Source organism: Methylobacterium sp. GXF4 (assembly GCF_000272495.1).
Classification (GTDB): Bacteria; Pseudomonadota; Alphaproteobacteria; order Rhizobiales; family Beijerinckiaceae; genus Methylobacterium; species Methylobacterium brachiatum.
This window is the reverse complement of the sequence record NZ_AKFK01000083.1, coordinates 57,117-83,159: the sequence shown is the minus strand read 5'-3', so window position 1 is coordinate 83,159 and position 26,043 is coordinate 57,117. Positions and strand designations below refer to the sequence as shown.

The 26,043-nt window shown below is 67.2% G+C and carries 28 protein-coding genes and 2 tRNA genes; 14 read left to right on the top strand and 16 right to left on the bottom strand.

The features are described 5' to 3' along the window. Positions 1-168: 168 nt before the first annotated feature. The 7 genes from WYO_RS23270 to WYO_RS23240 all read right to left on the bottom strand — a co-directional run bounded on the left by WYO_RS23270 (position 169) and on the right by WYO_RS23240 (position 7,607). A tRNA-Val gene (locus WYO_RS23270) sits at positions 169-244 on the bottom strand. Between the two features lie 12 nt (positions 245-256). Next, complete coding sequence (locus WYO_RS23265) at positions 257-1,015, bottom strand: aspartate/glutamate racemase family protein (RefSeq protein WP_007567161.1); 759 nt, start codon at positions 1,013-1,015, stop codon at positions 257-259. Positions 1,016-1,086: 71 nt separating this feature from the next. Then, on the bottom strand, positions 1,087-3,513 hold the full coding sequence (gene lon, locus WYO_RS23260) for an endopeptidase La (protein ID WP_007567159.1): 2,427 nt from the start codon (positions 3,511-3,513) through the stop codon (positions 1,087-1,089). Between the two features lie 250 nt (positions 3,514-3,763). Further along, positions 3,764-5,035 (bottom strand): ATP-dependent Clp protease ATP-binding subunit ClpX, encoded by a 1,272-nt coding sequence (clpX, locus tag WYO_RS23255; RefSeq protein ID WP_007567156.1) that lies wholly within the window; start codon positions 5,033-5,035, stop codon positions 3,764-3,766. A 184-nt stretch (positions 5,036-5,219) separates the two neighbouring features. Beyond that, the gene (locus WYO_RS23250) at positions 5,220-5,846 is read right to left on the bottom strand and encodes an ATP-dependent Clp protease proteolytic subunit (protein WP_007567155.1); all 627 of its coding nucleotides are present in this window, start codon (positions 5,844-5,846) and stop codon (positions 5,220-5,222) included. Between the two features lie 125 nt (positions 5,847-5,971). Then, on the bottom strand, positions 5,972-7,381 hold the full coding sequence (gene tig, locus WYO_RS23245; protein ID WP_007567153.1) for a trigger factor: 1,410 nt from the start codon (positions 7,379-7,381) through the stop codon (positions 5,972-5,974). Between the two features lie 141 nt (positions 7,382-7,522). Beyond that, positions 7,523-7,607, bottom strand: a tRNA-Leu gene (locus WYO_RS23240). A 160-nt stretch (positions 7,608-7,767) separates the two neighbouring features. On the opposite strand from WYO_RS23240, the gene WYO_RS23235 reads away from it, so the two are divergent. After that, positions 7,768-9,270, top strand: a complete 1,503-nt coding sequence (locus WYO_RS23235; protein ID WP_007567152.1) for a multicopper oxidase family protein — start codon at positions 7,768-7,770, stop codon at positions 9,268-9,270. Here WYO_RS23235 and WYO_RS23230 read toward each other — a convergent pair. Further along, complete coding sequence (locus tag WYO_RS23230) at positions 9,263-10,768, bottom strand: NAD(P)H-hydrate dehydratase (RefSeq protein WP_007567151.1); 1,506 nt, start codon at positions 10,766-10,768, stop codon at positions 9,263-9,265. The genes WYO_RS23235 and WYO_RS23230 overlap by 8 nt on opposite strands. Positions 10,769-10,962: 194 nt before the next feature. Between WYO_RS23230 and WYO_RS23225 the strand changes: the two genes are divergently transcribed. Together WYO_RS23225 and WYO_RS23220 are read left to right on the top strand one after the other, a co-directional pair. Next, on the top strand, positions 10,963-11,301 hold the full coding sequence (locus WYO_RS23225; RefSeq protein WP_003600526.1) for a P-II family nitrogen regulator: 339 nt from the start codon (positions 10,963-10,965) through the stop codon (positions 11,299-11,301). Between the two features lie 237 nt (positions 11,302-11,538). Continuing rightward, a complete protein-coding gene (locus WYO_RS23220; protein ID WP_007567143.1) occupies positions 11,539-11,715 on the top strand; it encodes a DUF2735 domain-containing protein in 177 nt (58 codons plus the stop codon). 72 nt (positions 11,716-11,787) lie between these two features. On the opposite strand, the gene WYO_RS23215 is transcribed toward WYO_RS23220, so the two are convergent. Beyond that, positions 11,788-12,822, bottom strand: a complete 1,035-nt coding sequence (locus tag WYO_RS23215) for a glutamine synthetase beta-grasp domain-containing protein (protein WP_007567141.1) — start codon at positions 12,820-12,822, stop codon at positions 11,788-11,790. Positions 12,823-13,162: 340 nt separating this feature from the next. Here WYO_RS23215 and glnA point away from each other — a divergent pair, with 340 nt between their 5' ends. The 7 genes from glnA (at position 13,163) to WYO_RS23195 (ending at position 17,102) form a co-directional block, all read left to right on the top strand. Next, positions 13,163-14,572 (top strand): type I glutamate--ammonia ligase, encoded by a 1,410-nt coding sequence (gene glnA / locus WYO_RS23210; protein ID WP_007567139.1) that lies wholly within the window; start codon positions 13,163-13,165, stop codon positions 14,570-14,572. Positions 14,573-15,011: 439 nt separating this feature from the next. Then, the gene (locus WYO_RS30100) at positions 15,012-15,386 is read left to right on the top strand and encodes an RNase A-like domain-containing protein (protein ID WP_279888929.1); all 375 of its coding nucleotides are present in this window, start codon (positions 15,012-15,014) and stop codon (positions 15,384-15,386) included. Between the two features lies 1 nt (position 15,387). Then, positions 15,388-15,663 (top strand): hypothetical protein, encoded by a 276-nt coding sequence (locus WYO_RS31135; RefSeq protein WP_128755074.1) that lies wholly within the window; start codon positions 15,388-15,390, stop codon positions 15,661-15,663. A gap of 16 nt (positions 15,664-15,679) precedes the next feature. Continuing rightward, a complete protein-coding gene (locus WYO_RS32230; protein ID WP_244424275.1) occupies positions 15,680-16,072 on the top strand; it encodes a hypothetical protein in 393 nt (130 codons plus the stop codon). 13 nt (positions 16,073-16,085) lie between these two features. Then, positions 16,086-16,280, top strand: coding sequence for a hypothetical protein (locus WYO_RS23200; RefSeq protein WP_039903853.1), 195 nt, complete (start codon positions 16,086-16,088; stop codon positions 16,278-16,280). Continuing rightward, positions 16,265-16,423 (top strand): hypothetical protein, encoded by a 159-nt coding sequence (locus tag WYO_RS31730; RefSeq protein WP_007567135.1) that lies wholly within the window; start codon positions 16,265-16,267, stop codon positions 16,421-16,423. Before WYO_RS23200 ends, WYO_RS31730 begins: the two co-directional genes overlap by 16 nt. A 40-nt stretch (positions 16,424-16,463) precedes the next feature. Continuing rightward, positions 16,464-17,102: a VOC family protein gene (locus WYO_RS23195; RefSeq protein WP_007567134.1), complete on the top strand. Its 639-nt coding sequence runs from the start codon at positions 16,464-16,466 to the stop codon at positions 17,100-17,102. 163 nt (positions 17,103-17,265) lie between these two features. Here WYO_RS23195 and WYO_RS23190 read toward each other — a convergent pair whose 3' ends face one another. Continuing rightward, entirely contained in the window at positions 17,266-17,889 is a 624-nt protein-coding gene (locus WYO_RS23190; protein ID WP_007567133.1) for a ribonuclease D, read from the bottom strand. A gap of 77 nt (positions 17,890-17,966) precedes the next feature. On the opposite strand from WYO_RS23190, the gene WYO_RS23185 reads away from it, so the two are divergent. Further along, on the top strand, positions 17,967-18,395 hold the full coding sequence (locus WYO_RS23185; protein ID WP_007567132.1) for a cupin domain-containing protein: 429 nt from the start codon (positions 17,967-17,969) through the stop codon (positions 18,393-18,395). Here WYO_RS23185 and WYO_RS23180 read toward each other — a convergent pair. After that, positions 18,392-19,306, bottom strand: a complete 915-nt coding sequence (locus tag WYO_RS23180) for a DMT family transporter (RefSeq protein WP_007567131.1) — start codon at positions 19,304-19,306, stop codon at positions 18,392-18,394. The genes WYO_RS23185 and WYO_RS23180 overlap by 4 nt on opposite strands. A gap of 96 nt (positions 19,307-19,402) precedes the next feature. Between WYO_RS23180 and WYO_RS23175 the strand changes: the two genes are divergently transcribed. Continuing rightward, positions 19,403-20,629, top strand: coding sequence for a glycerophosphodiester phosphodiesterase family protein (locus WYO_RS23175; protein ID WP_007567129.1), 1,227 nt, complete (start codon positions 19,403-19,405; stop codon positions 20,627-20,629). Positions 20,630-20,835: 206 nt separating this feature from the next. Here WYO_RS23175 and WYO_RS23170 read toward each other — a convergent pair whose 3' ends face one another. From WYO_RS23170 to WYO_RS23155, 4 genes are all read right to left on the bottom strand, one after another. Further along, positions 20,836-21,075, bottom strand: a complete 240-nt coding sequence (locus WYO_RS23170) for a hypothetical protein (protein ID WP_007567125.1) — start codon at positions 21,073-21,075, stop codon at positions 20,836-20,838. Between the two features lie 21 nt (positions 21,076-21,096). Then, complete coding sequence (locus tag WYO_RS23165; protein ID WP_007567124.1) at positions 21,097-21,546, bottom strand: hypothetical protein; 450 nt, start codon at positions 21,544-21,546, stop codon at positions 21,097-21,099. A gap of 486 nt (positions 21,547-22,032) precedes the next feature. Continuing rightward, a complete protein-coding gene (phbB, locus tag WYO_RS23160) occupies positions 22,033-22,761 on the bottom strand; it encodes an acetoacetyl-CoA reductase (protein ID WP_007567122.1) in 729 nt (242 codons plus the stop codon). A gap of 116 nt (positions 22,762-22,877) precedes the next feature. Further along, positions 22,878-24,062 carry an acetyl-CoA C-acetyltransferase gene (locus WYO_RS23155; protein WP_007567120.1) on the bottom strand — a complete coding sequence of 395 codons (1,185 nt, stop codon included), beginning with the start codon at positions 24,060-24,062 and terminating at the stop codon, positions 22,878-22,880. 329 nt (positions 24,063-24,391) lie between these two features. Here WYO_RS23155 and phaR point away from each other — a divergent pair, with 329 nt between their 5' ends. Next, positions 24,392-24,994: a polyhydroxyalkanoate synthesis repressor PhaR gene (phaR, locus tag WYO_RS23150; RefSeq protein WP_007567118.1), complete on the top strand. Its 603-nt coding sequence runs from the start codon at positions 24,392-24,394 to the stop codon at positions 24,992-24,994. A gap of 119 nt (positions 24,995-25,113) precedes the next feature. Next, positions 25,114-25,428 carry a hypothetical protein gene (locus WYO_RS23145; RefSeq protein WP_007567115.1) on the top strand — a complete coding sequence of 105 codons (315 nt, stop codon included), beginning with the start codon at positions 25,114-25,116 and terminating at the stop codon, positions 25,426-25,428. Positions 25,429-25,724: 296 nt separating this feature from the next. Here WYO_RS23145 and rpmF read toward each other — a convergent pair whose 3' ends face one another. Next, positions 25,725-25,913: a 50S ribosomal protein L32 gene (rpmF, locus tag WYO_RS23140; protein ID WP_003601373.1), complete on the bottom strand. Its 189-nt coding sequence runs from the start codon at positions 25,911-25,913 to the stop codon at positions 25,725-25,727. Positions 25,914-26,043: the final 130 nt, after the last annotated feature.

The following is a 26,043-nucleotide window of genomic DNA, read 5'->3' as shown; positions in this document are numbered from 1 at the left end:
GGGAGACCGGGCCTCGCCCTGCCGGCGCGTGTCCGCTCGGCGTAAGCCGGGAACGGCGCCGCGCCGGTCTCCTTAGCCCGGATCAAGCCTAAGGCAGGGGCGCAAAAAGCGGATGATCTGCTGAGCAGGCCGCCCTTTCGAGGATCCCGGAACCGACCTGTATCGCCCTGGTGGGCGGTGAGGGACTCGAACCCCCGACCCTCTCCGTGTAAAAGAGACGCTCTACCAACTGAGCTAACCGCCCGGCGGTCGACCGTTACGGCATGGGGTCGGTGCGATGCAAGGGGGCGCCCCCGGGAGCGGCGAGGCGGCGCGCCAGTGCAGGCGTAAGGCCGGTGCTTTCGATGGGAACCGGGCGCGGTGGCGGCATGGGTGGCGCCCCCGTGGCGGCCAGGACGGCCCTTGTGCCGGCCTCGACCGAGCAGATCAGTGGACACGGGACCTGCCCGGCGATGCGTGGGGCGAGGCCCGCCAGGCCGGCCCCGCCGAGGATCACCGTTTCTGCGCCCGCCGCGTGGCTATCCCGACAGGCCTGGGCCAGGGCGCCCAGAGCGCGATCCGGATCCGCGGCGATCTCGCCGCCGCTCGGGGCGATCGTGGTGATCGCTGCAAGCCTGTCGGCCAGGCCGATCGTGCCGACGAACTCGCTCAGCATGGGGCCCCAGGCCGCCCCGCCGGTGACGATCCCGAATCGCCCAGTGGCGGCGGCCTCGTGACAGGCCGCCTCGGCCATCCCGATCACCGGGACCGGGGATAGCTCCCGCAGGGCGAACAGGCCCGGATCCCCGAAGCAGGCCAGGTAGACCGCATCGCACCCGTCCCCGTGCTCGGCCAGGGCGTCGAGAGCGGCGTGAGTCGCGATGGCCGCAGCCGCGCGGCACGCGATGTAGCGGGCGCCGAAGCGGCCGGTCACCGCCCGCAACGCGACCCGCTCGCCGATCTGGCGGCGGACATGACCGGCAACGAGGTCGGTCACGGCCTGGCTGGTGTTGGGGTTGATCAGCAGGATGCGCATGGCGGGCTCGTCCCACGAAAAAGCCCCCGGAGCGGGCTCCGGGGGCTTGTCTCATCGGATCACGGAGCGGGTCAGTGGGCGATGAACGCCGCGCCGTCCTCTTCCGTCCGGGCAGGCTTGGCCACGGGCAGCGGCTCCTCCCACTCGATGGCGACCGGCGCACGCACCAGGGCCTTCTCCAGCACCTGATCCATCCGGGAGACCGGGATGATCTCCAGCCCGTTCTTCACGCTGTCGGGCACCTCGGCGATGTCCTTGGCGTTCTCCTCGGGGATCAGCACGATCTTGATGCCGCCGCGAAGTGCGGCCAGCAGCTTCTCCTTCAGGCCGCCGATCGGCAGGACCCGACCGCGGAGCGTGACCTCACCGGTCATCGCGATATCGCGGCGGACGGCGATGCCGGTCAGCGTCGAGACGATGGCGGTCGCCATGGCGATGCCGGCGGACGGGCCGTCCTTCGGAGTCGCCCCCTCCGGAACGTGGACGTGGATGTCGCGACGCTCGAACAGCGGCGGCTCGATCCCGAAGTCGATCGCCCGCGAGCGCACGTAGGATGCGGCCGCCGAGATCGACTCCTTCATCACGTCCTTCAGGTTGCCCGTGACGGTCATCTTGCCCTTGCCGGGCATCATGACACCCTCGATCGTCAGCAACTCGCCGCCGACCTCGGTCCAGGCCAGACCCGTGACCACGCCGACCTGATCGTCCGCGTCGATCTCGCCGTAGCGGAACTTCGGCGGGCCGAGGAAGACCGGAAGGGTCTCCACGTTCACCGCGACCGACTTGGTCTTGGTGATCAGGATCTCCTTCACCGCCTTGCGGATCAGGTTGGACAGCTCGCGCTCCAGGTTGCGGACGCCGGCTTCCCGCGTGTAGCGGCGGACCAGCATCATCAAGCCATCGTCGTCGATCGACCACTCATGGGTCCCGAGACCGTGCTTCTTCAGGGCGTTCGGGATCAGGTGCTTGCGCGCGATCTCGACCTTCTCCTCCTCGGTGTACCCGGCGATGCGGATCACCTCCATCCGGTCCATGAGCGGGCCGGGGATGTTGAGGGTGTTGGCCGTGGTCACGAACATCACGTTCGAGAGATCGTAATCCACCTCCAGGTAGTGGTCGTTGAAGGTGCTGTTCTGCTCAGGGTCGAGCACCTCGAGGAGCGCCGCCGACGGATCGCCGCGGAAATCCATGCCCATCTTGTCGATCTCGTCGAGCAGGATGAGCGGGTTCGAGGTCTTGGCCTTGCGCATCGACTGGACGATCTTGCCGGGCATCGAGCCGATATAGGTCCGGCGGTGACCGCGGATCTCGGCCTCGTCACGCACGCCGCCGAGGGACATGCGCACGAACTCGCGACCCGTCGCCTTGGCGATGGACTTGCCGAGCGAGGTCTTGCCGACGCCGGGGGGACCGACGAGGCACAGGATCGGGCCGGTGAGCTTGTTCGCCCGCTGCTGCACGGCGAGGTACTCGACGATCCGCTCCTTCACCTTGTCCAGGCCGAAATGGTCGTTGTCCAGCAGGACCTGGGCGCCGAGCAGATCCTTCTTGATCTTCGAGCGCTTGCCCCACGGGATGCCGAGCATCCAGTCCAGATAGTTGCGCACCACCGTCGCCTCGGCGGACATCGGCGACATCTGCCGGAGCTTCTTCAGCTCGGCGGTGGCCTTGTCGCGGGCTTCCTTGGTGAACTTGGTCTTCTCGATCTTCTCCTCGAGCTCGGCCAGCTCGTCGCGGCCGTCCTCGGAGTCGCCCAGCTCCTTCTGGATCGCCTTCATCTGCTCGTTGAGGTAGTACTCGCGCTGGGTCTTCTCCATCTGCCGCTTGACGCGGGTCCGGATGCGCTTCTCCACCTGGAGCACGGAGATCTCGCTCTCCATCAGCGACAGCACGCGCTCGAGGCGCTGCGCCACCGTGGGGGTCTCGAGGATGCCCTGCTTGTCGGAGATCTTGACGAGGAGGTGCGAGCCGATCGTGTCGGCGAGCTTCGAGGGCTCGTCGATCTGGGTCACGGCCGAGACGACCTCCGGGGAGATCTTCTTGTTCAGCTTGACGTAGTTCTCGAACTCCGAGAGCACCGAGCGCGCGAGCGCCTCGGCCTCGACGCGGTCGCCGAGCTCGTCGTGCAGGGCCTCGGCGGTGGCCTCGTAATACTCGTCGGAGCGGGTGAAGCCCGTCACCTTGGCGCGACCAATACCCTCGACCAGAACCTTCACGGTGCCGTCGGGCAGCTTCAGCAGCTGCAGCACGGAGGCCAGCGTCCCGATCTTGTAGATGGCGTCGGTCGCCGGATCGTCGTCACCCGCATTGATCTGGGTGGCGAGCAGGATGTGGCGATCGGTGCGCACGGCCTCTTCGAGGGCGCGGATCGACTTCTCGCGGCCGACGAACAGGGGCACGATCATGTGCGGGAAGACGACGATGTCGCGCAGGGGCAGAACGGCATAGGAGCCCGTCGAACCCGGGACGACCGGCTGGCGCGATTTCGACTGTGTCATGGGGGACTTCCTCTCAGGGACGCCCGGCTTCGGTTCCCCCGGAGATGGGGCGAACCGACTGCCAGGGGCCGACCGGGCCGCGAGGGTCGGGATGGTCGTGAACTTTGCGGCTGGCGACGCGGACCGTTCCTCGAAGGAGCGAGCGGCCACCGCGATGAGCCTGAGGTGGCTGCGGGGGGCAGCGTTTTCAAGATGTTCCCCGCAGCGCGCCCGGCCGGAGCCGGGCGCTTAACGCAACCCTACCAAGCGCTTACGCGCTCACGCTGGCGGGCGCTTCCTTGTTGCGGTCGCCGTGGATGTAGAGCGGGCGCGACTTGCCCTCGACCACCTCGGGACCGATCACGACCTGCTCCACGGATTCGAGACCCGGCAGATCGTACATCGTGTCGAGCAGGATCGTCTCCAGGATGGAGCGCAGGCCGCGGGCGCCGGTCTTGCGCTCGATCGCCTTGCGGGCGACGAGCGAGAGCGCATCGTCCTGGAACGTCAGGTCGACATTCTCCATCTCGAACAGCCGCTGGTACTGTTTGACCAGGGCGTTCTTCGGCTCTTGGAGAATCTTCTTGAGCGCGGCCTCGTCGAGATCCTCGAGGGTCGCCAGGACCGGCAGACGGCCGACGAACTCGGGGATGAGGCCGAACTTCAGCAGATCCTCGGGCTCCACCGAGCGGAAGATCTCGCCGGTGCGGCGGTCGTCCGGGGCCTGCACGCTCGCGCCGAAGCCGATCGAGGTCCCCTTGCCGCGCTGGGAGATGATCCGCTCCAGGCCCGCGAAGGCGCCGCCGCAGATGAACAGGATGTTGGTGGTGTCGACTTGCAGGAATTCCTGCTGCGGGTGCTTGCGGCCGCCCTGCGGCGGCACGGAGGCGACCGTGCCCTCCATGATCTTCAGGAGCGCCTGCTGCACGCCCTCGCCCGACACGTCGCGGGTGATCGACGGGTTGTCGGACTTGCGCGAGATCTTGTCGATCTCGTCGATGTAGACGATGCCGCGCTGGGCGCGCTCAACGTTGTAGTCAGAGGCCTGGAGCAGCTTGAGGATGATGTTTTCCACATCCTCGCCGACATAGCCCGCCTCGGTCAGGGTCGTGGCGTCGGCCATGGTGAACGGCACGTCCAGGATGCGGGCCAGCGTCTGCGCGAGCAGCGTCTTGCCCGAGCCGGTCGGCCCGATCAGCATGATGTTGGACTTGGCCAACTCGACGTCGTTGTGCTTCGTCGCGTGCGCGAGCCGCTTGTAGTGATTGTGCACCGCGACCGAGAGGACCTTCTTGGCGAAGTCCTGGCCGATGACGTAATCGTCGAGGACGCGCCGGATCTCCTTCGGGGTCGGGACCCCGTCGCGGCTCTTCACCAGCGAGGATTTCGACTCCTCGCGGATGATGTCCATGCACAGCTCGACGCACTCGTCGCAGATGAACACGGTCGGGCCGGCGATCAGCTTGCGGACCTCGTGCTGGCTCTTGCCGCAGAACGAGCAATACAGCGTGCTCTTGGAGTCGTTGCCGCCAGTCTTGCTCATATCGGTCTCCGATTCGTCGCGTACGCAGCCGGCTAAGGGCGCACGCGCATCGCTTCAACGTAAGGGGGCCCGTTTAAAGAAACAGTATGCTGCGCGCCTTTGACCGATGGGCCCTGTCATCGGATGCAAACACGCTGCCGCGGCGGGATCAAGGCCACGCCGCGGCGGTCAGGCGACGCAACCGTCAGGCGGCTGCGGGCTCGGGACGCTTCTGGATGACCTCGTCGATGAGGCCGAACTCCTTGGCCGCATCCGCAGTCATGAAATTGTCGCGCTCCAGCGCATTCTCAATGGCCGCATAATCACGGCCGGTATGCTTCACGTAGATCTCGTTCAGGCGCCGCTTCAGCGCCTCGATCTCGCGGGCATGGATGAGGATGTCGGTGGCCTGGCCCTGGAAGCCGCCGGACGGCTGGTGGACCATGATCCGGGCGTTCGGCAGGGCGAAGCGGTGGCCGGGCTCACCGGCGGTGAGCAGCAGGGAGCCCATCGAGGCGGCCTGGCCGACGCAGAGCGTGGTGACCGGGCAGCGGATGAACTGCATCGTGTCGTAGATCGACAGGCCCGAGGTCACGACGCCGCCGGGGGAATTGATATAGAAGGAAATTTCCTTCTTCGGATTCTCGGCCTCGAGGAACAGCAGCTGCGCCACGATCAGCGACGCGCCGTAATCCTCAACGGGACCGGTGAGGAAGATGATGCGTTCGCGCAGGAGGCGGGAGTAGATGTCGAAGGCGCGCTCGCCGCGGCTCGACTGCTCGACGACCATCGGCACGAGTGCGTTGTTATAGACGTCGATCGGATCTCTCATCTCGTCCTGCCCAGAGTGAGGCCCGGGGCTGCCGCGAATCACGGCAGCCCGGGCATGTCAGCGAACACCGGCGATGCTTAACCATCGCCTAACCCTATGCCCGCCGTCCTGGGACAGTGCGGGGCTCAGTCGGCCTTTGCCTCGGTCTTGGCCTCGGCCTTATCTGCCGGCTTCTCGCCGGTCGTGTCGTCGTCATCCTCATCGGCGAAAAGCGTCTCTTTCGAGACCGGCTCCTCAACGAGTTTGACCTGACCGAGGACGTGGTCAACCACCTTCTCCTCGAACAGCGGCGCCCGAAGCTCGGCGAGCGCCTGCGGGTTCTTACGGTAGAAGTCCCACACCTGCTGCTCCTGGCCCGGGAACTGCCGGACCCGGGCGATGAGGGCCTGGTTCACCTCCTCGTCGGAAACCTTGATATCGGCGCTCTCGCCGACCTGCGCAAGCACGAGACCGAGACGGACGCGACGCTCCGCGATCTTCCGGTAGTCGGCCTGGGCCTTCTCCTCGGTGGTGTCCTCGTCCTCGAACGATTTGCCGCGGGCCTTCAGGTCCTGCTCCACCTGCGCCCAGACGCTGGCGAATTCCTGCGCGACGAGGGTCGGCGGCAGCTCGAAGGCGTACTTGCCGTCCAGCGCGTCCAGGAGCTCCTTCTTGAGCTTGCGGCGCGACGCTGCCTCGAAATCGCCGCCGATCGCCTTGGCGATCGCCTCGCGCAGCTTCTCGAGGGATTCCATGCCCAGCGACTTGGCGAACTCGTCGTCGATCTTGGCCTCGCCCGGGGCCTGGATCTTGGTGACGGTCACGTCGAACTCGGCATCCTTGCCGGCGAGATGCTCGGCGCCGTAGGCCTCGGGGAAGGTCGCCTTCACGACGCGCTTCTCGCCGACCTTGGCGCCGACCAGCTGCTCCTCGAAGCCCGGGATGAACGAGCCGGAGCCGAGCTCCAGGTCGATCCCCTCGCCCTTGCCGCCCTGGAATTCCTCGCCGTCGATGCGGCCGACGAAATCGATGGTGACGCGGTCGCCGTTCTGGGCCTCGGCGCCCTCCTCCCGCTCGGTGAACGGACGGCTCTGGCCGGCCATGCGCTGCAGGGCCTCGTCGACCTCGGACTCGTCGGGCTTGGCCACGAGCTTCTTGAGGCTGACGTCGGAGAGATCGGCCAGCTCGAAATTCGGCATCACCTCGAGGGCGACCTTGAAGGCCAGGTCGGCCTTGGCGTCGAGCGCCTTCTCGACCTCGGCCTGGTCGGTCGGGAACTCGACCTGCGGCTCCAGCGCCAGCTTGAGGCCGTTATCGGCCACGATCTTGCGGTTGGCCTCGTTGACCGCGTTCTGCACCACCTCGGCCATGACCGAGCGGCCATAGACCTTGCGCAGATGCGCGACCGGGACCTTGCCGGGGCGGAAGCCCTTCAGCTGGACCTTGTCCTTCATGCCGGAGAGCTCGGTCGTCAGGCGCTCCTCGAGTTCCTGGGCGGCCAGCAGCACCTGAAACTCGCGCTTCAGACCCTGGGCGTTGATCTCGGTCACCTGCATCGTCGTCGTCGCTCTTCAAAAAACCTTGTGGTCGCCGGCCGGGCCGGCGTCGTGCGGCTTGGTCGCGCGGTCCGGGAAACGACGGTGTCGGATACGGGGATGAGACGGCCCCGAGCGGGGCCGCGCCATCTCGAAGCGTCCTGGTGCGGGCGGAGGGGCTCGAACCCCCACGTCTTGCGACACTGGAACCTAAATCCAGCGCGTCTACCAGTTCCGCCACGCCCGCGCGTGCCGACACCCGGCGCGTCGCCGGCCGCCGGAAGCGCGCCCTATAGCATGGGCCGCACGGCTCGCAGCAAAAAACTTAACCTCCCGTGCCGGCGGTGGCGCGCGCCCGGGCACGCGGCTATCTACCCAGGCCCGCTGCGAGCCGCCGTCGAGACCCCATGACCTCATTCCGCCCCGTGCCGCCGACCGATCCGCGCGGCGGAACGCCGTCGCGCCGGACCCTGCTCGCCACGGCGGCCGCGTTCGGGCTGCTGCCGGAGGCGGTGCAGGCGCAGGCGACCGCGCCCGAGAAACCCGCGACGCCGGGTTCGGCACCGGCCGAGGCTGCGCCCCCCAGCCTGCCGGCCACCCCCGGCAAGGCCCGGCTGCGGCCCGAGCCCGCGGCCGAGACGCCAATCTGGTGCTTCGACGGGAAAACCGTGCCACCGCTGGTGCGGATCAAGCTCGGCCAGCCGGTCCGGCTCAAGATCGAGAACCGCACCGACAAGCCGCTGTCGCTGCACTGGCACGGGGTCCGCAACGTCAACGCGATGGACGGGGTGGGCGGCGTGACCCAGGCGCCGATCCAGCCGGGCGCCGACTTCCTGTACCAGTTCACGCCCCCGGATGCCGGGACCTACCTGATCCGCCCCCTCGTCGTGGGCGGGGCGAGCGAGCCGTCCGGCCGGGGGCTGGCCGGCATGCTGATCGTCGAGGAGGCGAACCCGCCGCTGGTCGACGCCGATGTCGGGCTGGTGATGCAGGATTGGCGGCTGGAGGACGATGCCGTCCTGATGCCGTTCGGCCAGCCGCTCTTCGCCGCCACGAACGGGCGCCTCGGCAATCTCGTGACGGTCAACGGCAAGCCGGTGCCGGACACGTTCGCGGCGCGCCCGGGCGCGCGGGTGCGCCTGCGCCTCGGCAATGCCTGCAACGCCCGCGGCACGCGGCTCCGGTTCGAGGGCGTGAAGGTCTATGTCGCGGCCGTGGACGGGCAGCCCACCGATACGTTCGAGCCCCTGCGCGCGACCCTGCCGTTCCCCCCGGGCACCCGTTACGACCTGATGGTCGACCTGCCCGAGCAGGAGGGCGCCACCTGCTCGATCATCGCGCTGGTCGGCCAGGGCCTGACCCTGGCCACCGTCACCACCAAAGGCGCCAAGATCACCGAGAAGCGGCCGCCCATCGGGCCGATCGGCGAGAACAAGCGCCTGCCCGCCGAGATCAAGCTTCAGAACGCCCTGCGGCGCGACGTGGTGATCACCGGCGGCGCCTTCGTGCCCAAGGCGGCCAAGGAGGCCGCCAAAGACGCGCCGAAGGACAAGCCGGCGCCAGAGCCGGTCTACACCGGCGATCCCCAAAAAATCTGGTCGGTGAACGGCACCAGCGCGAGTACGGGCCTGCAGCCGATCTTCACGGTGAAGCGCGGGCAGGTGGTGGTGCTGGCCCTGCGCAACGAGACCGCCTTCCCGCAGTCCCTGCACCTGCACGGCCATTGCTTCCGCCTACTCCATCCCCTGGACGACGGCTGGGAGCCCTACTGGCTCGACACGTTCCAGCTCCTGGAAGGCCGCACTGCCCGCATCGGCTTCCTGGCCGACAATCCGGGGCGCTGGCTGATCAGCGCCACCGTGCTGGAGCGGTTCGACACCGGCCTGTGGACGATGTTCGAGGTTACCTGAGCCCGGCTTCGACGAGGCTCCCGAGCGCGGCGGGCATCAACTCCGGGATGTCCTCGGCGATCAGGCCCGGCCCATGGCGGAGCCCGGCATCGCCGTGGAGCCAGACGCCGGCCGCCGCAGCCTCGAAGGCCGGCATGCCCTGGGCCAGCAGCCCGGCGATCAGCCCGCCCAGCACGTCGCCCGAGCCTGCGGTGCCGAGATAGGGACTGCCGTGATCGTTGATCGCGGCGCGCCCGTCGGGGCTCGCGATCACGGTGTCGGATCCCTTCAGGACCACGACGGCGCCGATGAGCGCGGCGGCGGCGCGGGTGCGGGCAACCTTGTCGGCCCCCTCGGCGGTGGCTTCCGTCCCTTTGAACAGCCGTGCGAACTCGCCCTCATGCGGCGTGAGCACCGCCTGCGCGTCGCCGTCCGCCAGATGGGCGGCGAGCAGCGGCGCCTGTCCGGCAAAGCTCGTCAGCGCGTCGGCGTCGAGCACGAGGCTGCGGCCGGCGGCGGCAGCTACCGCGACGCGCTCCCGGGTCGGCTCGCCGGTGCCGAGGCCCGGGCCGGCCAGGACGACGTTGAGCCGCTCGTCGGTGAGCAGATCGTCGAGGTCGTCCGCCGTCTCGCAGGGCCGCAGCATGATCGCGGTGAGCTGGGCGGCGTTCTCGGCCAGGGCCGCCTGGGGCGAGGCCAGGGTGACCAGGCCGGCCCCGACCCGCAGGGCGCCCCGGGCGGCGAGCCTCGCTGCGCCGGTCTTGGTCGCCGGACCCGACAGGACCAGGGCGTGGCCCCGCGTATATTTGTGGCTCTCCCCGGTGAGCCGGGGAAAGGTTTTCGCCCACAGGTCCGGCCCGTTCCGGTAGATCGGTGGCGTCGCGGCACCGAGACCGACCTCCAAGGCCGCCGCGCCCGTCCCGATATCGGCCAGATGACGGTGGCCGCACAGGCCCCGGCCGGGCTGGAGCAGGTGCCCCGGCTTGAACGCCACGAAGGTCACGGTCTCCACGGCCCGGATCGCGACGCCGCGCACGGCACCGGTATCGCCGTCGACGCCGCTCGGCACATCGACGGCGAGCACCGGGCGGCCGCCGGCATTCACGGCCTCGACCAGGGCGCCGGCCGCGCCGTCGAGATCGCGCGACAGTCCGGCGCCGAACAGGGCATCGATCACGAGGTCGCATGGGGGCAGCGCCTCGGCGGCGGCCGGGTGCACCGGACCGGTCCAGGCCTCGGCCGCGAGGGCGGCGTCGCCGGGCAGCGCCGCGCGCTCGCCGAGCAGGAATAGGTCGATCGCATAGCCGCGCTCGGCCAGCAGCCGCGCGGCCACCAACCCGTCGCCGCCATTGTTGCCGGGCCCGCACAGGACCACGACCCGCCCGCCCGCCGGCAGCCGCGCGGCGGCGCGCTCGGCGACCGCGGCCCCGGCCGCCTCCATCAGCCGGATGCCCGGTATTCCCCCTGCGATCGCCGCCGCATCGACCTGCCGCATCGCCGCGACCGTCAGCACCCGCATGCTCATCTCCACGTCTGCCCGTGCACCGAACACCGGTGATTAAAAATGCGCCACAAATTCATCGAAAGCCCGAAGGATGTGCGTAGCCTGCGCGCCGAATGGGCACTAACGTGGCGCCCGTCGCGAAAACGGCGTGGCGGAGGCTTCACGACGATGTTAGAAATATCCGGCAGCGCAGCGCAGGCCCGAGCGGCATGAAGAAGATCGAAGCGATCATCAAGCCTTTCAAGCTCGACGAGGTGAAGGAGGCGCTCCAGGAGGTCGGCCTCCAGGGCATCACCGTCATCGAGGCGAAGGGCTTTGGCCGTCAGAAGGGCCATACCGAGCTCTATCGCGGTGCCGAATACGTGGTCGACTTCCTGCCCAAGGTGAAGCTCGAGATCGTCCTGTCGGACGCGCTCGTCGAGGGCGCCGTCGAGGCGATCCGCAAGTCGGCCCAGACCGGCCGCATCGGCGACGGCAAGATCTTCGTCTCGACGATCGAAGAAGCGATCCGCATCCGCACCGGCGAGACCGGCACCGACGCGATCTGACGGCTGATCCGCGCGGCTTCGCGCCGGCGGATCTTGTGCCCTGATCCCGGAAGCGACCAGCATTCCGACGTCACGCGCGGGCGTTTTCCTGCTCCGCCACCGTCCTGCCTAAGAATTCACGCTGCACGAATGTCCGGCATCGACGTGCCAGGGCATGGAGTGTTGCGCCGGCAACCCCACATCCTCTGGAACGGACGGCCGATCGGCCGCCTCGAATCCATTCAGGAGGACCATGTGATGGCCGGAACCGACGGGCGTGACACCGCCAAGATCTATGAATTGTCGGCGTTCCGGCGCGCCCGACCGGCACCGCGGGCGGCGGAGAAGGCCAAGCCTGCGCCGATGCCGAGCTTCGGCGGCGCCTGGTACCACGAGGCCGCGATCCGCGACGACGAGCGCCCGCGCCGGACCTGAAGACGGCGAAGCCGGGCGCGCGGGCCCGGCTCCGGAACGTTTCATCGGAAGCCCGAGGCTCCCGGGCCCGCCTCAGGCGGCGACAGCGGCCTCGGTCGGCACCGAAGAGATCGTCTTCAGCACCTGCGAGGCGATCTGGTAGGGGTCGCCTTGCGAGTTCGGGCGGCGATCCTCGAGATAGCCCTTGTAGTTGTTGTTCACGAAGGAGTGGGGCACGCGGATCGAGGCGCCGCGGTCGGCCACGCCGTACGAGAATTCGTGGATCGAGGCGGTCTCGTGCTTGCCGGTCAGCCGCATGTGGTTGTCCGGGCCGTAGACCGCGATGTGGTCCTCGCGGGCGTTCTTGAACGCCTCCATGAGCTTCTCGAAATAGGCCTTGCCGCCGTGCTCACGCATGAACGCGGTCGAGAAGTTGCAGTGCATGCCCGAGCCGTTCCAGTCGGTGTCGCCGAGCGGCTTGCAATGGTACTCGACGTCGATGCCGTATTTCTCGCACAGGCGCTGCAGGAGGTAGCGGGCCATCCACATCTCGTCGGCGGCCTTCTTGGAGCCCTTGCCGAAGATCTGGAATTCCCACTGGCCCTTGGCGACCTCGGCGTTGATGCCCTCGTGGTTGATGCCGGCGTCGAGGCAGAGGTCGAGATGCTCCTCGACGATCTTGCGGGCGACGTCGCCGACATTCGAATAGCCGACGCCGGTGTAGTACGGGCCCTGCGGGGCCGGGAAGCCGCTGGCCGGGAAGCCGAGCGGGCGGCCGTCCTTGTACAGGAAGTACTCCTGCTCGAAGCCGAACCAGGCGCCGGCGTCATCCAGGATGGTGGCGCGCTTATTGGACTCGTGCGGGGTCTTGCCGTCCGGCATCATCACTTCGCACAGGACCAGGACGCCGTTCTTGCGGGCCGGGTCGGGGAAGTGGCGCACGGGCTTGAGCATGCAGTCGGAGCTGCCGCCCTCGGCCTGCTTCGTGGACGAGCCGTCGAACCCCCACATCGGGAGCTGGTCGAGGGTCGGGAAGCTGTCGAATTCCTTGATCTGCGTCTTGCCGCGCAGATTCGGGACCGGCGTGTACCCGTCGAGCCATATATACTCGAGCTTATATTTCGTCATTCCGGTTCTCTCGTCCGTTGTCGATGCGCGACCTGGTCAAATCCCGGGCGACGCGAACGGCTTGCCGCCGCCTCGACGGCCGCTGCCGCCTTTGCATGGAGCATGCCAGAAACCGCGTCGCCGGACCCCGGATGGGGCCAATTCCCTCCGAACGGCGTTCACGCTATCGAGAGCGCGCGGCCCGCATGGGCCAAACCTCTCGCTCCGTGAGCGATTCCCCGTCTGCCCGGGTGGCAAGGCGGCCCCGCGACGGATATCAAGCGGCGCGGCCGGTGCGGCCCGACCCAAGGTGGACGCCCCGCGCGAGAATCCCCGACGCCTTTCCTGGAGGATGCCCACGATGACGACTGCGGCCGAGGTTCTGAAGACCATCCGGGACAACGACGTACGCTACGTGGACTTCCGGTTCACAGACCCCCGCGGCAAGTGGCAGCACGTGACGTTCGACGTGTCGCTCATCGACGACGAGATCTTCGCCGAAGGCACCATGTTCGACGGCTCCTCGATCGCCGGCTGGAAGGCGATCAACGAGTCCGACATGCTGCTGATGCCGGATCCGTCCACCGCCTGCCTGGACCCGTTCTTCTCGGCCTCGACCCTGTCGATCGTCTGCGACGTGCTCGAGCCCGCCACCGGCGAGCCCTATTCGCGCGATCCCCGCGGCACCGCCAAGCGCGCCGAGGCCTATCTGCAGCAGACCGGGATCGGCGACACGATCTATGTCGGCCCCGAGGCCGAGTTCTTCGTGTTCGACGACGTGAAGTTCGCGGCCGACCCGTACCGGACCGGCTTCGAGCTCGACTCGAACGAGCTGCCGACCAACGGCTTCACCGATTACGAGGGCGGCAATCTCGGCCACCGGGTCCAGACCAAGGGCGGCTACTTCCCGGTCCCGCCGCAGGATTCGGCCCAGGACATGCGCGGCGAGATGCTGGCCGCGATGCAGTCCATGGGCGTGAAGGTCGAGAAGCACCACCACGAGGTGGCCAGCGCCCAGCACGAGCTCGGCATGAAGTTCGACGTGCTGACCAAGCTCGCCGACCACATGCAGATCTACAAGTACTGCATCCACAACGTCGCCCAGAGCTACGGCAAGTCGGCGACCTTCATGCCCAAGCCGGTCTACGGCGATAACGGCTCGGGCATGCACGTTCACCAGTCGATCTGGAAAGACGGCAAGCCGGTCTTCGCCGGCGATAAGTATGCCGGCCTCAGCCAGGAATGCCTCTGGTACATCGGCGGCATCATCCGCCACGCCAAGGCGCTCAACGCCTTCACCAACCCCTCGACCAATTCCTACAAGCGGCTGGTGCCGGGCTACGAGGCGCCGGTGCTGCTCGCCTACTCGGCGCGCAACCGCTCGGCCTCCTGCCGGATCCCGTGGACCAAGAGCCCGAACGCCAAGCGCGTCGAGGTCCGCTTCCCCGACCCGATGGCCAACCCCTACCTGGCCTTCTCGGCCCTGCTGATGGCCGGCCTCGACGGCATCCGCAACAAGATCGATCCGGGCCCGGCCATGGACAAGGACCTCTACGAGCTGCCGCCCCGGGAGCTGAAGAAGATCCCGACCGTGTGCGGTTCGCTCCGCGAGGCGCTCACCAGCCTCGACAAGGACCGGACCTTCCTCAAGGAAGGCGGCGTGTTCACGGACGACCAGATCGACTCGTTCATCGAGCTGAAGATGACCGAGGTGCTGCGTTACGAGATGACCCCGCACCCGATCGAGTTCGTGCAGTACTACTCGCTGTGATGTGAGAGGGGGCCGGGCGTGACGCCCGGCCCTCGACTTTGAGAGGTGAGGTAGAAGCGCCCGTCGCCAACTCCAACCTCGAACGTCGAACAAATCAAGAACAAACTTGACAAATAAGATTATTAGCCTATTAATGACCCGGTCGCAGGCGGGGTGATTCATGGTCACGAAAGAGATCGTCGTCACCCGGTTCCGGTGGCAGCTGGCAGCTCTCAGTGTTGAGGTAAAGCTGCTTCGACTCAGCCTCGTCTTTCGCGCCTACAATCCCGGCCAACCGCGGGTCCCCGCCGGACATCCGGACGGGGGACAGTGGACGAGTGACGACGGTTCAGTTCGGTCTGAGAACGACAACACAGCGCACATATATAATGTCAGCAACAAAGATAAATATTAATATAACGTAGTTTTAGAAGAAGAGGAAAAACTCGGGGGACATACAATTGAGTCACACGTCGGAAAGACCGACGAAGAGATGATGGAACGCGTGCGGAAGAGCCAATGGGGAAACCTGTTGGCTCATGGCGGACTGCAACGCGACGGCTCGTTCGACTCCCGAGAGTCAGCTAACGACCTCGTTAATCGAACGTTGGAAATCAACGCCCAGCGCGTTGATGAAGTGGCATCTGGGGAGAAAGACCGCGCCTACTTTACAACGCGGTTCGGATATCGAACTGGCCGCGAGGCATACATTACCAAAGATGGCGTGATGTACATGAGAAATACGTATGGCGTAGCCATATACATAGTCCGCGATCGACGGTCGTCGCGAGGTTATCACGTACAATCAGCGTTTCCTTACAATGAAGGAGATTGATATGGCTACACATCCAGAGTTCGACGAATTGACCGAACGCTTTTTTCAAGATGTCGATCTAATTTTTAGCACGGAAGCGGAACTTTTGCAATTTGTCATAGAGCCGTTTTCGCAAGAGCGCCGTTTATCTCTGCGTGATTATCTATCTCTTATCACAAGCGATGATTTCGACGGCAAGGAATTATTAGATATCTGGAACGACTCGAAAGCGCATTGGTTGTTCCATTCTGCACCGCCACTAAGATTGTTGCTTAATAATATTCGCGATCGATTATGATTATAGTATATCTGAAATGATCATGTTATTTTTTCTAATTATTGTATTTACTAAGATCAATACTGATGAAGTCGATATTTTAAAACAAGCCTTCCGCCCTGAAATCATCATCCAATCGGCTTCACGTCCGTCGGTAAAATCGTCAGAATTTGACACATTCACACGTCAATTCCACCAAGATCTTATGGAGGGTTTTTCTACTGAAGACGCGGTAATTCAATGGATTCTTTCCCCTTTCAAGGACGAAACCGAAGGAGGCCGCCTGAAAGCCTATCTTGACACCCTCACGCAGGACGATGTCTCGGACGAGGAACTGCGAAAGCTGTGGTGGTCGTCGGAGGCAGACATCGTGTTCTACGATGGCGCCGAACTCAGAGCCTTCCTCAAGAGAGTGCGAGACAGATTGTGACGCGAAAGCAGTCGTGAGCCGGCAGAGCAAGCTGCGGAACCGGGCGCGGCGGGAATCGGGACGGATGCCTGCGACACCGGAATTCATCCGCTTCGGTGAGCGGTTCAATCAGAGCATCGACGATCAGGACGCGTCGTTCGAGGAAGCCACCGCCGCGAGTCTTGGCTGCTTCAAGGGCGAGGATCGCGCCGCTTGCGCGATTTCATAGGCGCGGTGCTGGGGAGCGACCTAACACCGGAGAAACGGATGAAATTCCGGGCCACCGCCTGCACCGACTTGCGCTTCCTTGATCCGGAGGACCTTCGACGCTTGCTTATCCAGGTTCATCTCGACCTGCGGAAGGGCATGTGACACGCGGACGTCTCGATCGTTCAAAGCGGCAGATGCACGGATGCTCACCCTCGACCACCTCGTCGTCGTGGCCCCAGACCTCGCGGAGGGCGTGGCCCATGTCCGGGCCTGCCTCGGCCTCGACATGCCGGAGGGCGGGCGCCATTCCGAGATGGGCACCCGCAACCATCTGCTCCGCCTCGGCGCATCGACGTTCCTCGAAGTGATCGCCGCCGATCCCGAGGCAGCGCCGCCGCCCCGCGCCCGCTGGTTCGGCCTCGGCGATGCGGCGCGGGTGCGGGCGGAGTGGGAGGCCGGGCGGCGGCTGCGCGGCTTCGTCGCCCGCACCAATGACATCGACACTCTGCTCGCCGCCCATCCCGACCTGCTCGGCGCGGCGGCGACGCTGACCCGGGGCACGCTGTCGTGGCGCTTCGGCCTGCGCCCGGACGGGACCTGGCCGGCGGACGGCGCCGCGCCCTACGTGATGGACTGGGGCGACCGCCCGCACCCGGCAGGGACGATGCCGGATTTCGGGGCGCATCTCGATGATTTCTCGCTCATCCATCCGGAGCCGGAAGCGGTGGCGGCGCTCCATGCGGACCTCGGCCTGACCGACCCGCCGCGGATCGAGGCCGGCCCGGCCCCGCGCTGGACCGCCCGGATCGCGACGCCGTCCGGCCTGCGTACCCTGACCTGAGGACGGACCCTCCTCGCCGGCCTGATCGGGTGGGTGACCGGCGAGGAGGGCCTGGCCGGGACTCGCAAGCCCCGGCGAAAGCAACCTAGCAGCGACCGTTCGCGCTGCGGTGACGGGAAAGTCTCAGGCCCCGCCGGAATCGCCCCGCGGCCGGCAACGTCGTTCACGTATGCGCGAAGATGTCGGTCTCGGGCCAACCGTCGAGGTCGAGCCGGGCGCGGGTGGGCAGGAAGGCGAAGCAGGCGGCGGCGAGATCGGTGCGGCCCTCCCGGGCCAGCATGGCGTCGAGCCGCTCCCGGGCGGCGTGGAGATAGAGCACGTCGGAGGCTGCGTAATCCTGCTGCGCCTGCGTCAGGGTCTCGGCCCCCCAGTCGGAGGATTGCTGCTGCTTCGACAGGTCGACGCCCACGAGCTCGCGGACCACGTCCTTGAGCCCGTGACGGTCGGTGTAGGTCCGGGCGAGCTTCGAGGCGATCTTGGTGCAGTAGACCGGCCCCGGCATCACCCCGAACGCCTTGAACAGGACCGCCACGTCGAACCGGGCGAAGTGGAAGATCTTCAGGATTTCGGGATCCGCGAGGACGCGCTTGAGCACGACCGGCTCCGGGCCATCCTGGGGAATCTGGACCACGTCGGCGGTGCCGTCGCCGGTGGAGATCTGCACCACGCAGAGCCGGTCCCGGTGCGGATTGAGCCCCAGCGTCTCGGTGTCGATGGCCACGGCCCGCCCGGCGTCGTAATCGGCGGGCAGGTCGCCGCGGTGGAGGCGTACAATCGGGCTCGGCATTTTTTCGGGACCTTCCAACGATTTGGCCGGTACCATCGGCGCCGAGTGGCGGCAAGCGAAGGACGGAGACGCGAATGATGACGGCAGCCGAGGTGATCGCGACCCTGGGGCTGAAGCCCCATCCGGAGGGCGGGCATTACCGCGAGACCTTCCGCGACCCGCGCACGGTGGACGGCCGCTCGGTCGGCACCGCGATCTACTTCCTGCTCGATATCGGCGAGGCCTCCGCCTGGCACCGGGTCGACGCCACCGAGATCTGGCACTGGCACGCCGGCGCGCCGCTGGTGATCACGACCAGCCCGAACGGCCACGACGCCACCGCCCAGCATCTCGGGCCGGACCTCGCGGCCGGGCAGCGCCCGCAATGCGTGGTCCCGGCGGGGCACTGGCAGACCGCCACCAGCCTGGGCGCCTGGACGCTGGTCGGCTGCACGGTCTCGCCGGGCTTCGACTTCGCGGGCTTCGAGATGGCCCCGCCGGATTGGCGGCCGACCCCGCGGAGCTAGACCGCCTTCGGCGCCGCCCGCGAGGCGCGCACCGCCGTCAGCGCGCCGGCCACGATCAGCAGGCAGGCGAGTGCCAGAGCCGGGACGGGCTTGGCATAGCCGGTCGCCACCAGGATCAGAGTCGACAGGACCGGGGCCGCGTAGGCGGTGACGCCGAGCAGGCGGACATCGCCGCGCTTGCAGCCGATATCCCAGAGATAGAAGGCGGCCCCCACCGGCCCGATCCCGAGGAGCAGCACCGCGCCCCATTGGGTGGCGTCCGCGGGCCAGATCGTCGTCTCGAAGACGAGGTGGCAGGCCAGGCTCAGGGCCGCCGTGACCAGGCAGAAACCCGCGACGGCGTCGGTCGGCACCTGGCCGACCCGGGCGGACAGCACCGAGTAGGCGGCCCACACGAAGGCCGCGGCCAGGGCGGCGGCGTAGCCCGGCAACGCCCCCGCGGCGAAATCGAGATTGCCCCGGCCGGCGAACAGGGCGGCCACGCCGGCCAGCCCCAGAGCCGCGCCCGCGACATGGCCCGCGCGCAGCCCGCCCGCCCCCGGCAGCCGGGCGGAGAACAGGACGATCAGCAGCGGCCAGAGATAGTTGATCAAGCCCGCCTCGGCCGGCGGGGCCAGGCGCAGGGCGCTGAAATAGAGCGCGTGGTAGCCGAACAGCCCGCCGACGCCGAGGAGCCAGACCGGCCAGGGCTGGAGCAGAGCCCGGGCGCGGGACGGCCGGGCGATCCAGGTGGCGCAGCCGCACAGGCCGCCGATCCAGAAGGTCATGGCGGCGAGCTGGAACGGCGGCACCGTGCCGGAGGCCGCGGCGAACAGGGCGAGCAGCGACCACAGCAGGATCGCCCCGAACCCCGCCACGGTCGCGGCCGAGCGCGCCCTGTCGCGGGCCGAAGATGACGCTGTCTGGCTCATGAATCGCAGCTATCATGCGCGCCTTGAGTCGGCGAGGCTGCTTCACGCCCCTGTCACGGTCGCGCTCTACGGGCGCTGCAACCGGGAGATCTGTCGATGCGCGCGATCCTTGCTGTCCTTGGGCTGCTGCTGACGGGAGGCTCGGCGCTCGCCGGCGAGGGCGTGCAGCTCGGACCGCGCCCGTTCTACCTCGTCGACCAGCTGAAGCCCGGGCCGCTGAAGGACCACCTGTCCGCCTGCGGCATCGACCGGCCCTACACGCCGAGAACCTTCTCGATCTCGCACCGGGGCGCGCCGCTGATGTTCCCCGAGCACACGAAGGAGGGGCTGCTCGCCGCCTATCGGATGGGCGCCGGGATCATCGAGTGCGACGTCGCCTTCACCAAGGACCGCCAGCTGGTCTGCCGGCACAGCCAGTGCGACCTGCACACGACCACCGACATCCTGGCCCGGCCGAACCTCGCCGCGAAATGCACCAAGGGGTTCGAGCCCGCCGACCCGGCCACCGGCCGCAAGGCCTCGGCCAAGTGCTGCACCAGCGACCTGACCTTGGCCGAGTTCAAATCGCTCAACGGCAAGATGGACGCGGCCGACCCGGACGCAACCACGGTCGCCGCCTACATGAACGCGACGCCGCATTGGCGCACCGACCTCTACGCCACCACCGGCACGCTGATGTCCCACAAGGAGTACATCGCCCTGGTGAAGGGGATGGGCCGCAAGTTCACCCCCGAGCTGAAGGCGCCCCAGGTGCCGATGCCGTTCGAGGGCAGCTACACCCAGGACCAATACGCCCAGCAGCTGATCGACGAGTACAAGCAGGCCGGGATCCCGGCTTCCGACGTGTACCCGCAGAGCTTCCAGCTTCGGGATATCCTGTACTGGCTGGAGAAGGACCCGGAATTCGGCCGCCAGGCGATCTTCCTCGACGACCGCGACGAGACCACCAAGGGCTTCGATCCGGAGAAGCCGGAGACCTGGAAGCCCGGCATGGCGGAGCTCGCCGCCAAGGGGGTCAAGATCCTGGCGCCGCCCTTGTGGATGCTGGTCCGTCCCGGTCCTGACGGTGCGATCGAGCCCTCCACCTATGCAAGGGAGGCGAAGAAGGCCGGGCTCGGCCTGATCGCCTGGTCGCTGGAGCGCTCGGGGCCGCTGAAAGAGGGCGGCGGATACTACTACCAGTCGATCAAGCCGGTGGTGACCGGGGATGGCGACATCCTGCGGTTGCTGGACGTGCTGCACGGCCAGGTCGGCGTGCTCGGCGTGTTCTCGGACTGGCCGGCGACCACGACCTTCTACGCCAATTGCGTCGGCGCTCCGTAGCTCAGTCGGCCCAGAGGGCGACGAGCGAGAACAGGCCGGCCATCACGACGTTAACCAGGAGGACGCAGGCGAGCATCAGGGCGAGGGTCATGGCGATCTCGAGGGCGTGAATGCGGCGGCGATGATGGGGGCGTGACCGGCGAGCCTTCGACGGATTGGGCCGGTCGTCTCGGATTCCCTGCGCGTGGCCCGCGCAGGGAAGAGGATCAGTGCGGCGACAGCAGCCGCACCACTTCGAACAGGTCGTCGACTTTCAGCGGCTCCCAACCGAGCCAGCGCCGGACCAGTGCGTAGCTGGCGGACAACAGGATCGCGCAGCCGAAAACGGCCAGGCAGAACAACCCGAAGTCGCCGGTCGAGAATCCGGTCGCGGCGCCGACCAGGGCGGTGGCGACGAAGATGAGCCGGCTCGGGTTCCGCGGGCCGCGGGCGATGAGATCGGACATGGGGGTCTCTCCGGATCGGGATCAGCGGGCGCGGCAGTTCGGGCCGAACCAGGTCATGGTTCGGCGGTCCATGCCGCCATCCGAGGCGGCGCCGCAGACGGGGAAGCGCGTGTCGCCGCTGCGCTGCAGGCTCATCTGCTTGTAGAGATCCTGCTGCGCCTCCCGGCGGCGGGTCTGCTCGGCGAAGTGGGACCGCCAGTACAGGTCCCGGTTGGCCTGGGTCAGCGCGCGCTGCTGATGGAGATCCATCATGCACTGGGCGAAGGCGTCGGTGCCGGGCTCGAACCCGAACGCGTAGCATTGGTTGCCATCCATGGCGTGCCGCTCCTGCGGGGTGACGCAGGCGGCGAGGCCGAGCGCGCAGGCAGCGGCGAGGCCGAGCTTGGCGAAGGTCGAGACGCCACGCGCACGGATCTTCCGGTCGGCGGCAAGATTTTCACCGGCAGAGCGCATGGTGAATGTGGTGTTCATCGTGTCGGGGCCTTCGTTCTTGCTGGCGTGAACAACCACGCCGGGCTGAAACGAGACCTATCCGGGACGGCTCAAATTGTTCGTGTTCCGGAGCACCTGTGCGATTTCACGCGCCGGCTCCCGCAATGCACAGATCCACACGCATTCCGACAGGATCTACGGCGCAGGAACGGATTCGTCAGACTTGCGCGGCCTGCGAAGTCTTCTTTGCTCAGTGGCGGCCATCGGCCGAACGGCTGGCTAAGGATTTGCGTGCTCGGGGGGGCTGTCCGGGATCGCGGTCGCTTCCGGAGGACCCGTTCGGGGCCTCCGCTTCACTTGGGTGCCCGAGGAAGAGGGCGTTGGGGATCGGCCGTTTCGAAACCCAGCGGCGGCGCGCGACATCCAAAAAGAAACGCCGCGCGGCCCGGCAGGGCAACGCGGCGTCGGTGATGAGCGCGGCGCCCCGGCGGAACCGGGCGCGCCCCGTACACCCTGAAAAAGCGGTCAGACGAAGTGCTGGCCGCCGTTCACGGTGAGCGTCGAGCCGTTGATGAAGCCCGCCTCGTCGCTCGCCAGATACTCGACCGCGTGGGCGATTTCCTCGGCCTTGCCGAGGCGGCCGGTCGGGATCGTGGCGATGATCTTGTTGCGGATCTCCTCCGGCACCGCCATCACCATGTCGGTGGCGATGTAGCCCGGTGCGATCACGTTGACCGTGATGCCCTTGGAGGCGCTCTCCTGGGCCAGCGCCTTGGCGAAGCCGATCACGCCGGCCTTGGCGGCCGAGTAATTGGTCTGGCCGGCCTGGCCCTTCTGGCCGTTGATCGACGAGATGATGATGATCCGGCCGAAGCCGCGATTGCGCATGCCCTCGATCAGCGGCCGGGTGCAGGTGAACATCGAATCGAGGTTGGTCTTGATGACCGCCTGCCACTTGTCGAAGGTCATCTTGTGGAAGGCGCCGTCGCGGGTGATGCCGGCATTGTTGACCAGCACCTCGATCGGCCCGACCTCGGACTCGATCGCCTTGATGCCGGCCTCGCAGCTGGCCAGATCACCCACGTCGAACTTGAAGACCGGGATGCCGGTCTCGGCCTTGAAGGCCTGGGCCGCCTCGTCGTTGCCGCCGTAATTGGCCGCGACCTTGTAGCCCTTGGCCTGCAAGCCCTTCGAGATCGCGGCGCCGATACCGCGGGTGCCGCCCGTCACGAGTGCGACGCGTCCTTGAGCCATTGTTGTTTCCTCCTGTTCGCATCACGTGATGCCGCGTGCGGATGGCGTCCGCACGCGATTTTTTCTGAGTTAGGACTCAAGTCTATATTGGTGGACAGCCGGCCGTTACAAAAGGATCAGGGCCGCTCGACACACATCGCGACGCCCATGCCGCCGCCGATGCAGAGCGTGGCGAGGCCCTTCTTGGCGTCGCGGCGCTTCATCTCGTGCAGCAGGGTGACGAGCACCCGGGCGCCCGAGGCACCGATTGGGTGGCCGATGGCGATGGCGCCGCCGTTGACGTTCACCTTCGCATCGTCCCAGCCCATATCCTTGTTCACCGCCAGCGCCTGCGCCGCGAAGGCCTCGTTGGCCTCGATCAGGTCGAGGTCGGAGGGCTTCCAGCCGGCCTTCTCGAGGGCCTTGCGGGAGGCCGGGATCGGGCCGGTGCCCATCACCTTCGGGTCGACGCCCGCGGTCGCCCAGGACTTGATCTTGGCGAGGGGCGTGAGCCCGCGCTTCTCGGCCTCGGAGGCCGACATCAGCACGAGAGCGGCGGCGCCGTCGTTCAGGCCGGACGCGTTGGCAGCCGTCACCGTGCCCTCCTTGGAGAAGGCCGGCTTGAGCTTGGCCATCGCCTCAACGGTGGCGCCGTCGCGGATGTACTCGTCGGTGTCGACGACGGTGTCGCCCTTCTTGCCGGGGATCGTCACCGGCACGATCTCGTCCTTGAACCGGCCCTCCTTGCGAGCGGCCTCGGCCTTGTTCTGCGAGCGGGTGGCGAACTGGTCCTGCTGCTCGCGGGTGAGCTGGAAGGCCTGGGCCACGTTCTCGGCGGTCTGGCCCATGTGGTAGCCGTTGAAGGCGTCCCAGAGCCCGTCCTTGATCATCGTGTCGACGAGCTTGATGTCGCCCATCTTCTGGCCGCCGCGCAGGTACTGGGCGTGGGGCGACAGCGACATCGATTCCTGGCCGCCGGCCACGATCACGGTGGCGTCGCCGTTGGCGATCTGCTGCATGCCGATGGCGACGGTGCGCAGGCCCGAGCCGCAGACCTGATTGAGGCCCCAGGCGGTGGCCTTCTCGGGGATGCCGGCCTTGATGGCGGCCTGACGGGCCGGATTCTGGCCGGCGCCGGCGGTGAGCACCTGGCCGAAGATCACCTCGTCCACGTCCTCGGGGGACACGTTGGCGCGCTCCAGGGCGGCCTTGATCGCGGTGGCGCCGAGCTCGTGGGCCGGCACCGCCCCGAAGGCGCCGCCGAACGAGCCGACCGCCGTGCGCGCGGCCCCGACGATGACGATCTCTTCGCTGCCTGCCATGTGAACGTTCTCCTCTTACGAGCCGGCGCGCCTTCCTCGATCCGGGCGCGCTCTGAAGCCTGTCCCGCGATGAAGGGCCTCGGATCGGCGAAGTCAAGGATGACGCTCAAGCCTGAAAACGCCTCGATGACGCGGCTGAGAGACTAAAATGGTCTGTGCGCGGGCCCGCACCCGGCATTATTCTGCGTTGAAGAGGCGCAGTTTGCTGTTTTCTGCGCCCGTGGAAGGCTTTAAGGATCGTGTTGCGGGCGCGAAGACGATCCCCGCCGGGTCGCATCGCGCGAGCCTGAAACGCCCCTAGAGTCCCGAGTCCAGAAAGGCCGTTCCCGATGGCGGATACCGTCAAGGCCACCCAGACCGTCATCAAGAAATACGCCAACCGGCGCCTGTATCACACCGGCACCTCGACCTACGTGACGCTGGAAGACCTCGCCACGATGGTCCAGAACGGCGAGGATTTCGTCGTCTACGATGCGCGGGCGGGCGACGACATCACCCGCTCGGTGCTGACGCAGATCATCTTCGAGCAGGAGAACAAGGCCGGCGCCGAGAACCTGCTGCCGGTGGCGTTCCTGCGCCAGTTGATCCGCTTCTACGGCGACAGCATGCGCACCATGGTGCCGAGCTTCCTGGAATTCTCGATGGCGAACTTCGCCAAGGATCAGGACGGCCTGCGCGAGAAATTCGCCCACAGCTTCGGCCCGGCCGCGTTCCAGAACGCGATCGAGCAGTCGGTGCGGACCAACATGAACTTCTTCGGCGACGCCATGAAGATGTTCACCGGTTTCGCGCCGCCCGCCGGCGGGGCGCAGTCCCCGGCCCCGCAGGCGCCGCCGCAGGGCACGCCGGCCTATTCCGGCGGCGAGCTCGACGACCTCAAGCGGCAGATGCTGGAGATGCAGCAACGCCTCGAGGCGCTCGCCAAGAAGTGACATTGGCTGGCGAAAACCGGTCACGGGGGTGCGACTACGTGTTTCCGATAAGTTGACGAACCGTTAAGGCCAGTCCCACGTTGGCGACACGGGCACGGAAACGTGCGGAGGGTGTCGCCATGGCGCGGATCGAGAGAATCGGCCGGACCGGTGCAGCCTGGAGCGGGCCGGCCCACCCTGCGGCCGCCGCCAGCGGGTCGGTCGCGTCCACGGACGCGATCCCGCCGGTCCGGGCCCTGGTGGTTCTGGATGGAGGCCGGCCGGAGCCGCGCGCGACGATCATCCCGCCGGACCGATTCGGCACAGGTGGGGCGGCCGCGGGCTTCGTCACGCACCTGCTGACCGCCAGCGATCCGACCCTCAGGCCGTCGCGGCTGGAACGCACCCGGGCAGCCGCGGCGCGCTACGCGGAGGCCGCACGCCGGCTGGCGTGATGATTCTTGATCGCCTTGCCGTCATTTCGAGCGCAGCGAAGCAACCCGGCAGACCGCTACGGCCGCAGAGCGTGTGCCGCCCTGCATAGATGCGCTCGCGATCATGGTGCCGGGATGCGCGCGTCACGCACATCGCAAGCGTTCCCCTTGTCCTGAAGTGACCGCCTCAGCGGGCCTCGAGGGGGGCCAGGGATCTTTGTGTCTTCCGGAAGGATCTTCGAGGCGCCCGCTTCGCGCGCGCACCTCAGGATGAGGCCGAGACTGGGACGTCCCGGGCCCCGAATCGATCCCGAAGCTTACGCCTCGGCCGACTTCACCTTCAGCACCTGACGGCCGCGATACATGCCGGTCTTCAGGTCGATGTGGTGGGGACGGCGCAGCTCGCCCGAATCCTTGTCCTCGACATAGGTCGGCGCCTTGAGGGCGTCGGCCGAGCGGCGCATGCCGCGACGGGAGGGGGAAGTCTTTCGCTTCGGAACGGCCATGGCAGGGATCCTTCGTGATGCCGCGGGCAAAGCGGCGCGCGGGCGGCTCCTCGATCAAGGATCGCCTCGCACACCGCGGGATACGGATGAGGGCGCGCTTATAACGCCGGCGCCCGGCCGTGGCTAGAGG